Source organism: Nostoc sp. PA-18-2419 (assembly GCF_005869855.1).
Lineage (GTDB): Bacteria > Cyanobacteriota > Cyanobacteriia > Cyanobacteriales > Nostocaceae > Nostoc.
In genome coordinates this window covers 1-10,207 of record NZ_SZNH01000073.1, presented here as the reverse complement: position 1 = coordinate 10,207, position 10,207 = coordinate 1, and the positions used below count along the sequence as shown (strand labels likewise).

Below are 10,207 nucleotides of genomic sequence, written 5' to 3'. Positions count from 1 at the left end.
GATCAACTTTTAGAAGACTTCGGCATTCAATTTTTTGCCAGGCCCCGTCGCAACATGAAAAATAAGCTTATGCTTCTGTCTGCATGACAAGCTTTTATCCCGTAAACGCTCCATCATTGAAACCATTAACGACCAACTCAAAAATATTTCTCAGATTGAACATTCCCGACACCGAAGCCCCGTAAATTTTTGCGTTAACGTTCTGTGCGGATTAATCGCTTCCACCAACCTAAGAAACCTAGCCTTCAGATGGACTGGCTTTTATCTCAAACAGCTTAACCCGAACTCAGGTTAGTTAATCTTCTCTCTATTTTTCTTTACCTAAAGTAACAAAAGAGGTATTACATAAAAGAAGATATATTTTCTGACTCAAGCTTAAGTGAATTAGCTGTGAAACAGCCTACATTAGTTGAGCCATTTAACGTTGCTCCAAGCACTGGTAGATTTACTCAAATTGCTTAAGGCAACTATATTGCTCAAACTGGTAACAATGGTACAGCTTCAATAAATGTCAATCCTAAGGTGCATAAACCTCATCCATAATTGAAACCAGGGAGTTTATAACGATTGAAATGTGTGGTTGTGTTGCAAAAACAGGGGTTAAGCAGGTAATATATTCTCTTTGGAGATTAAAATGCTACTGAGATGAACCCAAAGCAACCATTTAAATGGCGACACTACTAACCTGAAATCATCCTCCTGTGCGTCAGATGGTATCTTCGATATCCATTGAGTTATCGCCATCTAGAAGAGATGATGGTAGAAAGAGGGTTGTCAGTAGACCATACAACTGTGTATAGAAGGGTTCAAGCCTATGCACCAGAGTTAGAAAAACGATGCCGTCCACAACTCAAATCTACAAATGATTCATGGCGGGTTGACGAAACTTATATCAGTGTCAAAGGCAAGTGGAGATATTTGTATCGTGCCGTTGATTCTGCTGGGAATACAATTGACTTTTTGTTAAGTGCGAAACGCAACTCACACTCAGCCAAAAGGTTTTTCCGTAAAGCTTTAAAAGCAACTCACACTCAGCTACCACAAGTCATTAATGTAGATAAAAATGCTGCTTATCCAACGGCTGTCGATGAATAAAAAAAAGAAGAACTTCTAACTCAAACTAGTGAGTTCTGGCAGAATAAATACCTAAATAATATAATAGAACAAGACCATCGCTTCATTAAAAGATTAGTGAATCCTGGTTTAGGATTCAAATCATTCTACACAGCTAGAAGAACTATTGCTGGCTACGAAACTATGAATATGATTCGTAAAGGACAGGTTAACGAAGTAACTAAAGGAGATATTGTCGCTCAAGTCAATTTGATTGCAGATATCTTTGGACTGGTTGCATAAACAATCTTAATTCTAGAGGATTTTCTCACTTCAAATATTTTTTGCAGCACAACCGATAACGTTACTTCGACAAATGAAGACCTAGACGAAGAACCTCCATTTTAGAACCAACTAGCTGAATAATGCTAGCCCAGACAGGTTTACTGGTTTGAACTAGCGTTATTTTTTTTTAATCAAAAATAAAAATCCACTGTTTGGTAGAATCGCTAACATGGGTTCACAAAATCGCTTCATTAATATATGTCATCAACCAAAATAATTGCCACTTTCAATCAGTCAGGTGGTGCAGCTAAAACGACTATTACACACAATCTTGGATACCACCTTGCTAAAAAACACCGTGTACTGCTTGTGGATATGGACCCACAAGCATCACTAACAGCTTTTATGGGATTAGGGGAAGTCAAGCTGCAAACTGAACAAACTATCTATGGTGCGATCGCTGAAGAAACTCCCCTGTATATATGGAAAAAACCTATTCACAGGATGCACCTTGTACCAACAAATATCCAATTGGCAGGTACGGAGCAAAAAATTTTTCATGACTTGACCATCGACAACCGCCAACGGCTCAAGTTTGTGCTATCAAATGTACTTGACCAGTATGATTATATTTTGATTGATTGCCCGCCTTCTCTAGGAATTTTAAGCATTATGAGCTTAGTCGCTGCTTCACACGTTATGATTCCTGTCGAAACGCAATATAAGTGCTATCTTGGCACCAACCAACTGCTAGAAACGATCGCCCGGCTCAAAAAAGGAGGACACCAGAAATTACAAATTGCCTGTATAATTCCAACAAAATACGATAATCGTAATCTTCAAGACACAGGAATACTAGAAGAAATTAAACAACAGGTTGAAGGACGGATACACGTTACTGCCCCCATTCCTAAATCAACAGCTTTTCCTGACGCAACCCAGGCACATCTACCACTTGCACTCCACAAGAAAAACCACCCCGCAGTTAGCATACTCGAAGAAATTACAAAATATCTTACTCAACTATGAGCCAAAAACGCGAACTAGAAAAACTTACTGGACTTGATAATTTATTTGGAGATGAAGAAGAACGATCTTTATCTGATTCCACTTTACCTTTATCTCAAATTATCCTTCCACCAAGTCAGCCCCGTCGCTATTTTGACCCCATAAAACTTAAATCACTCGCTGACAGCATCAAGGAAGTGGGGTTGCTAGAACCTATTGTCGTTAGAAAGCTTCAGGAAGACAAGTACGAGCTAGTAGCTGGTGAACGCCGTCTCAAAGCTTGTGAAATCGCAAAACTTCAAGAAATCGCTGTAGTCATTATTGAATGCGATGAGAAAAAAGTTCGTAAACTACGCTTAGTTGAAAACCTCCAAAGGGAAGACCTCAATGCTTATGAAGAAACTATCGGAATTCTTGAATTACTAGCCGAAGAACTCGATGTTGACCAAGAGACAGTGGTCAAACTGCTCTATGACATGAATAACGAAAGCAAAGGTAATTCTAACCATAACGTTATGGTTAGTGATGAAGGACGAATCATACAAGATGTATTCTTGAGGTTAGGAAAAATTACTTGGCAGTCATTTGTAGCTAATCGTCTTCCTTTACTTAAACTCCATTTAGATATCCAAACTACACTGCGAAAAGGCAAAATTGAATATACAAAAGCTAAGGAAATCAACCGGATAAAAAATGATGATGAAAGACAGAAAGTCTTAAATAAAGCGATCGCAGAAGGTTTATCACTGTCTGAAATTAGGATTTTAGTAGGAAATATTCTTCAGCAACAGTCAGAAAATAAGCCATCATCTCATAACCAAGAGCAGAAAGAAAAAGCTGACAAAATATACAAAGTACTTAGAAAAAGTAAAATTTGGAATGATGAGAAAAAGCTAAAAAAAATTAATAAGCTTTTTGCTCAAATTGAAGCACTTCTAGAAGAAAACAAAGATGATCCTTCTTTACAGCAAGGTAGTCTAGTCTCGGAGAACTCTTTGTAAAAGGTACTGGATGGCTAGAAATCAACTTATACATTAAGTCATTATTAGAAAGTATATTAACTTAGGATTTCTAAATAGCCATCCGTTCCATTAACCCGAATTCTCTGTCCGTCATCGATCAGTTTGGTAGCACGTTCTACTCCGACAACTGCTGGTAAGCCATATTCACGTGCGATAACTGCTCCATGCGTCATCAGTCCACCAGCTTCAGTGACTAGACCTTTTATGGATACAAACAATGGTGTCCAGCTAGGGTCAGTAAAGGAGGTGACTAATATATCTCCATCTTCTAGATCGGCATCTTCTATGTTTAAGATGACACGCGCTCGTCCCTCTATAATTCCGGAGGAAACAGGTAGACTTACAATAGCTTTGGCTGGGAGATTTGAGCGTTTGTATCGACCTGCAATGATTTCACCGTCAGATGTAATCACACGTGGGGGAGTTAGTTTTTCATATAATTTGTACTCGTCTTTTTGTTTGTTGATAATCTGGTAATTCAGTTTATTTGTACCTACGACTTCGCGAAGTTCTTCAAAAGTGAGATAGTATATATCTTCTTTTTCATTAATAATGTTGGCTTGTACGAGGTGTTCGGCTTCTTTGAGTAAAGCTTTCTTATAAACGAAGTAGCGGTTAACTATGGCGTATTTGGGATATTCACGATAACCAGCGAAATTCCGAATTAGGTTGATCATTCGTTTTGTCTGTTCGACCTTTTGTTCACCATCCGGTAATTGCTGCAATCGCTCTAATAACTCTTGTTCTTTTTTCAAAGCCTCCTGTCGCCCTTGCTCAAATTTTCGATCGCCCACACCAGGCTCAAAGTTTTTGATATTACTGAGAATTATGGGGAAAAGTGTAGTTGGTTTTTCACTCCAACGAGGTCTTGTAATATCGATTTCTCCGGCACATCGCATTCCGTATCTGTTGAGATAAGCATAGATAGCGTCTTGGGTTTCTTTTCCTCCATTAAACTTAACCAATTCATCCAGAAAGTTGTCATCTTTTACCTGTTGGAAATAATCAATTACTTCAGGATAAGGACGAATCACATCTGCAACATCCAATAATTCCAGACCCATAGACGAAGTAATATTGTTGGGTACAGCTTGAGAAAGCTTGTCTGCTACGTTTTTTTCATTGAGCCATGATGAAGCATTCATAGCAGTCATAATCACGCCAAAACTTTGTGGATTGGATAAACTCTTCTTTAATTGTTGGATATCTTCCAGGATAAAATCAATCAGATCCAATCCTGATTTCGTCTGGATGTTCTGTTTTAAATCTTCTATCGATGTTTGACTACGCTCAATCAAATCAGAAATGATCGCCGGATCGTATTCGGTCAGCGTTTGAAAATCCAAAGACGATGCACGCTGATTGCTGTTACCGGAACTTCGTTCTTGCTTGTCATCTGGTAACAATTTTATGAAATCTCCCCGATCTAGTATAGTCATAAGTGCTTCCCTGATAAGCGGATCGGATTTTCCCAAAACATCTACCAGAATTGTTCTTCTCACAGGTGAAGCCAGATCCTGTGTTATATCAACAAACAAACGTCCACCCGCTTTATACATGGGTCGAGCAGCTGTTAACTGGAATAAAGATAATCCCAATGGTTTGATGGGGTCAGTCATCATTTGTTGATGACCGACAGATACATAGACGTGATTTTCTTCATCATTCGCTTCAGGAATGGGATATAAAGTCGTGATGGGGCGACTCTGGACAATATGAAATGTATCATCAACCAAACACCATTCGATGTCCTGGGGATGTCCGAAATGTTCTTCAATCTTCCTACCGATGCGCTCAAGCTGCAAAATCTGTTCATCCGTCAGTGCTTGCCTATTCTGCCGTTCAGGCTCAATCTTCTGTTCTTTCGTACCACCATCTTTTAAGGCGTAAATAGCCAGTTTTTTGGTGGATATCTTCTTATCAATAACCTTGCCGTTACACACTTTATAGATATCAGCATTCACCAGACCTCTGACCAAGGCTTCACCAAGTCCGAAGCCCGCATCAATGGATAATACCTTCCGATTAAAAGTGACGGGATCGGCAGTAAACAAAATTCCTGCAACCTGCGGAAAGACCATCTTCTGAACAACCACAGACAGGTGGACTTTACGGTGGTCGAAGCCGTTTTGAAGACGGTAAATTACTGCTCTCTCTGTAAATAGCGATGCCCAGCACTTGCTGATATGCTGATAAATTGCTTTCTTCCCGATAATATTTAAATATGTATCCTGCTGGCCTGCAAAAGAGGCTGTCGGTAAATCCTCAGCAGTTGCGCTGGATCTTATTGCATAGGCATTTTTTTCTCCAAGCCTAGAGAGAAGGCGGGCGATCTCTTCATTAATGTCTTGAGGGATGGTTATCCTTTCGATGAAAGAGCGAATCTCACCGCTAAGTTCACTGATTTTATCCCTGTCTTCCACTTTCAGAAGCGATAACTGATCGAGTAATTCGTTAATCGACGACGTTTCCTCAATTATTCTTTTAAAAGCTTCAGTAGAAATACAAAAGCCATCTGGTACGAGTATTCCTTGAATCTTGGTAAGTTCCCCCAGGTTCACGCCTTTACCACCAACGACCTTGAGTTTTGTCAATATCTTGAAAACAAAGGACAAATGAACTCATCAGTTTTCCTCCTTTGGCAATTCATACTACGGTTGCAATCAGCGGCGGCAAACAGCTTTTGCATCACAACCAGTATCTTCAACAGTCCGCTGCATTGTAATTGTTAGGCGGCTCCACTCACACTGCCTTTGTGTACTTCATAGCGCAACTTAGCCATGCCAGCACCCATCTGATGAACAGACACTAGGCGCAGAACTGGGCTTAGCACTCTGCGAGGGAATAGCGGCTTGCCCTTGCCGAGGGTGGCCGAGCCAACCTGGACGATCAGCTCATCCAGTAAACCAGCATCGTAGAACTGACCAGCCAGATCTCCGCCTCCAACTATCCAGATGTTTTTGGTGCCGGCAGCCGCTCGCATTTCAGTATGGGCGTGGTGTACATCTCCATTGACGAATCGGATGTTCGCACCTTCGATTATTATCAGCTTGCGACTAGAGAAGATCCAGGCTGGCTGAGTGTATGGCCACGCAAAGCCAGTCTCAGTGACAACCTTTCGGGTGTTACGTATCATCCACTCGTAAGTTGCTGATCCCATTGCCAACGCACCCACATCTGAAAGGGAGCAACGCGATTTGGTGAGGTTGGGCAAAAAAGGTGYGATCGCTGGCTCCTTTGAAGCTGCACGTAGAACCCTAATTGATTGGGGAATAAATATTAGCTTAAAACGAATAGAACGACTAACATATCATTTTGGTCAACTAGGAATAGATTTACGTAATAACAAGTTAAATGATTTTAAATCTGGTAATTTATCTAACTTAAATACTCTTCAAGACCAACGTGTTGTAATCGCTGTGGATGGTGGGCGTACACGTATTCGCATACCTAAAAAAGGGAGACGTAGAGTTAAAACTAATCGTAGAGGTTTTACAGGAGAATGGATTGAACCTAAGCTATTAACTATTTACGTAGTGAATGAGCAAGGTAAAAAAATTAAAACATCAGATATTCCTATCACCAATGATGGGACTTATAAGGGATATCAAGGATTTTTAGAAATATTAGAGATGTATTTGTTCCGTTTGGGAATTAGTCAGGCAAAACAGGTCTTGTTAATTGCAGATGGTGCTGAATGGATTTGGAAACATATTCCGACTTTATTAAAAAAACTAGAATGTCCGCATGAAACTTATCACTTATTAGATTTTTATCATGCTGCCGAGCATTTACAAACCTTCGCTGACGCTGCTTTTAATACAGATCACGAGCGGCAAACTTRRTTTAAAAAAGCTCGTTCTTCTTTAAGAAAAGGTCATGCATTAGATTTAATGAGAAACATGGGGGAGTTTATATTATCCGCTAGTGGAGAACGCTGTAAAATTTTGGTACGAGAACGAAATTATATTTTAAAAGCTTACCGACGGAGGCTTTTAAAATATAACAAAGTCGCATCTCTAAAACTCCCTCTTGGTAGTGGTGCGGTTGAAAGTTTAATTCGTCAAGCCGTTAACTTACTTGTAATTCTATCTTTAATTCGTTCATCAAGCCTATATCTGCTTAATAAATTTTATACCTTAATTTTAGTTTTAACTAATTATTTGCTATAATTAAGACTAAGTAATTAACATTAGTCGCTTTACTTCTTTTTTTTAAATCCTTAAATAGCTTGCTAGTAATCTTTTTGAGATATCTCATCAAGATAAATTGTCCTATCAATCAGTATAGCAACGGACAATAAAGTCACTTTGTACTTAAATATAATTTTTAGCGATCGCACCTTTTTTGCCCAACCTCACCAAATCGCGTTGCTCCCAATCTTTGAGCCTAATCCAGACTAAAATAGCGCAAGCAATATGGTTTCTTTGAATACGACCTTTACAGCATTGACATGATTCTACACCAGTCAACTGTTTTAATTCTCGATGAAACTCCTCAACCTGTAATCGTTCCTTACACACTTTTTGTACAACGTCCGTAGAATCTTGAGATAAATCGTTTTTGCGAATTAAATCCGTTCTGTCGGTGGAGACAGTGACCCGAAATAGTTTCACTTTTTTAGCTTGTGGAAACTTTTTTATTTTAACTACTTTACCTAATTCTAGCTCCTTTTCATCCCAAAACAACAGTTCAATTTTTTTATAATCTTCAAGACAAGACTTATCATCAACAAGTCGATTAGATTTTAAAGGACAATAATAATATTTTCCTAACCCATCAATATATAACATCAATTTATTTGTCGCATACCAACTGTCCATCAAGACAGCTTGAAATGGTAAAGCCTTATAATATACAAGGTTTTGTAGCATTTCCGTCACATGGACTATCTTTGTTTTTCCATCTATGTCTGGGTCGTAAATACGATAGTCAATAATCCAAAATTTTCCGAGTTCATGATTGACATATGTACAATTTATTAGCTCAATTCGTTGGATGACTCTATGCTCGTTACCACTATATTGCCGTTTAGTTGTCTCTATTTCTATGGCATATCGTTTATCAATTACTGTGTCATCAAAAACTAGATATGCGTTATCACTCACTTGGATGATATCTTTAACATTATCCCAAAGTAAACGTGGAGTTAACTTTTCGTTCTTGAGATAACGGTTAATTTTATCATGACTAATCTGGTCTAAATGCTYCGCCAGATTTGTGAGAGTATAATTAATTTGACTGCTTAGTAAGTATTGGCAATAGTTAAGTTTAGTAAATCTCATTGATAAACGACTTTTTTTGGTGCACCCTCTATTAATTTTCTCAGAAAATTTTCCAGTCTACTTTACACAATTGATTAGTATTACTAATTTAAGCTTGAGCCGATTACTTAAACTCACTTTTAAAATACAAATGTACTATTAAATAGTGATCGCCTTGTACTAGTTACGTCACTCATACCAATACTCATGTACTAAAATTTAGTGATCGCCTGTGCCAGTTGCGTAAGTCCTGGAACTGATGGAATATCAGGCTTATTAGAAATCAAAAAGGCGCCAGGAGCAAAACGGAAAATCGATGATGCTGCTATCAGTCGGAGGAGCGATCGCTCTGTAGAAGATATTGTTTTAGGTTATGGCGCTCATTTCGATGCCAAGATTGCTATTAGTCGAGCTTTGACAGAAGTTAACCAAATTTTACCTAACGTTTTATTTGCCAAAGCTGATGGAAGTACTAAATATCCTCCATCAGCTGATCGCTTGGCGGTAGATTGGTGGAAAATTGCAACTTTAGCCAATCAAGCTTATTCAGTTCCCTGCGAAAGCATTGCTGCTAAAGTTAGTGGCGATTATCGCGAAATGGCGAGTGACGATTTACTCGAAGATATCAAGCTGTGTCAACAAATCGTTGAGAACAATGATTTGGAAATGCTGGTTTTAAATCAGACTCGTCCCGATATTGGACTTCACGTTGCCAAGGTAATCGTTCCAGGAATGCGCCATATGTGGAAAAGGTTAGCACCTGGACGGCTTTATCAGGTTCCGGTGAAAATGGGTTACTTGCAAGAACCACTGATAGAAGAGCAATTCAATTCTTTTCCCATGTGGATGTGAGGTTCTCCCTCCTGCATGATGTTATTTTTCATGAGTTCTTCTATTAGTTCTGGGATGAGTTCTATGAGTTTCACAGACTAAGAGAAAAACTAATATTAAAAGTAGTTCACTGCGATTGAAGCTCACATTCCGCATATTCATGTGTCACAACTTGAAGAAAAGAATAAAAGCTTTAGATTGCTTAACAACCATTTGGGTTGCTGATGACTTTGATAGTGAGGTAGTGCGTTCTTGTCGCCTTGCGTCGGAAAGCAACTAGCGAACCCGTAAGGGAGAACCGTTCATGCAGTGGGTAATGAATTTTTGCCGCTGGATTGTGCAGACAATACGTAAATCCTAAAATCAATTTTACTGCTACCAATTAAGAATCAGAAGGGTCAGCTAAAAACCTTTGATTTTCAGCTGTGAATAAACTAATCTCACTCCTAGCAATTAAGTTCCTGTGAATTTACAAAGAGGAAAATTAAGTTATGAATTCTATTGAAACTATAGAAGGGATGAATTTGATTAAAGGTTACTGGGATAAAACGTACTCTCCGAGTCACCCTTTTGACCACTCAACATTAGGCATTGCTTTTAGTGGATGGGCTAAACCAGATCAGGCTTTATCAGATAGTGCCAAAATCAAAAATAGGTTGGTGGGTCATAAATACATTTCCTTAGGTGGAGGAGATTCTGATGGTAATGGTTCCTTCACCCAGGAAATTCTTCATTCATTCCATT

The 10,207-nt window shown here is 38.9% G+C and carries 7 protein-coding genes and 3 pseudogenes; 7 read left to right on the top strand and 3 right to left on the bottom strand.

Translation table 11 applies throughout. The features are described 5' to 3' along the window. The 4 genes and pseudogenes from FCR06_RS31365 to FCR06_RS31350 form a co-directional block, all read left to right on the top strand. Positions 1-279: pseudogene (locus FCR06_RS31365) on the top strand (transposase); the annotation flags it as partial. 411 nt (positions 280-690) lie between these two features. Then, positions 691-1,356: pseudogene (locus FCR06_RS31360) on the top strand (IS6 family transposase). Between the two features lie 240 nt (positions 1,357-1,596). After that, the gene (locus tag FCR06_RS31355) at positions 1,597-2,367 is read left to right on the top strand and encodes a ParA family protein (RefSeq protein WP_138506745.1); all 771 of its coding nucleotides are present in this window, start codon (positions 1,597-1,599) and stop codon (positions 2,365-2,367) included. After that, complete coding sequence (locus FCR06_RS31350) at positions 2,364-3,347, top strand: ParB/RepB/Spo0J family partition protein (protein ID WP_138506743.1); 984 nt, start codon at positions 2,364-2,366, stop codon at positions 3,345-3,347. The genes FCR06_RS31355 and FCR06_RS31350 overlap by 4 nt, the downstream gene beginning before the upstream one ends. 56 nt (positions 3,348-3,403) lie before the next feature. Here FCR06_RS31350 and ppsA read toward each other — a convergent pair whose 3' ends face one another. Together ppsA and FCR06_RS31340 are read right to left on the bottom strand one after the other, a co-directional pair. Then, the gene (gene ppsA / locus FCR06_RS31345) at positions 3,404-5,962 is read right to left on the bottom strand and encodes a phosphoenolpyruvate synthase (protein WP_223280385.1); all 2,559 of its coding nucleotides are present in this window, start codon (positions 5,960-5,962) and stop codon (positions 3,404-3,406) included. Positions 5,963-6,096: 134 nt separating this feature from the next. Further along, positions 6,097-6,528 (bottom strand): dihydrofolate reductase family protein, encoded by a 432-nt coding sequence (locus tag FCR06_RS31340; protein ID WP_138506741.1) that lies wholly within the window; start codon positions 6,526-6,528, stop codon positions 6,097-6,099. Between the two features lie 58 nt (positions 6,529-6,586). On the opposite strand from FCR06_RS31340, the pseudogene FCR06_RS31335 reads away from it, so the two are divergent. Then, a pseudogene (locus FCR06_RS31335) lies at positions 6,587-7,447 on the top strand (ISLre2 family transposase); the annotation flags it as partial. A 237-nt stretch (positions 7,448-7,684) separates the two neighbouring features. Here FCR06_RS31335 and FCR06_RS31330 read toward each other — a convergent pair. Continuing rightward, positions 7,685-8,653: a transposase gene (locus FCR06_RS31330; RefSeq protein ID WP_411268037.1), complete on the bottom strand. Its 969-nt coding sequence runs from the start codon at positions 8,651-8,653 to the stop codon at positions 7,685-7,687. Between the two features lie 201 nt (positions 8,654-8,854). Between FCR06_RS31330 and FCR06_RS31325 the strand changes: the two genes are divergently transcribed. Next, positions 8,855-9,484 carry a YcaO-like family protein gene (locus tag FCR06_RS31325; protein ID WP_223280384.1) on the top strand — a complete coding sequence of 210 codons (630 nt, stop codon included), beginning with the start codon at positions 8,855-8,857 and terminating at the stop codon, positions 9,482-9,484. A gap of 470 nt (positions 9,485-9,954) precedes the next feature. Beyond that, on the top strand, positions 9,955-10,207 hold a 253-nt coding region (locus FCR06_RS31320), incomplete at its 3' end, for a hypothetical protein (protein ID WP_138506739.1).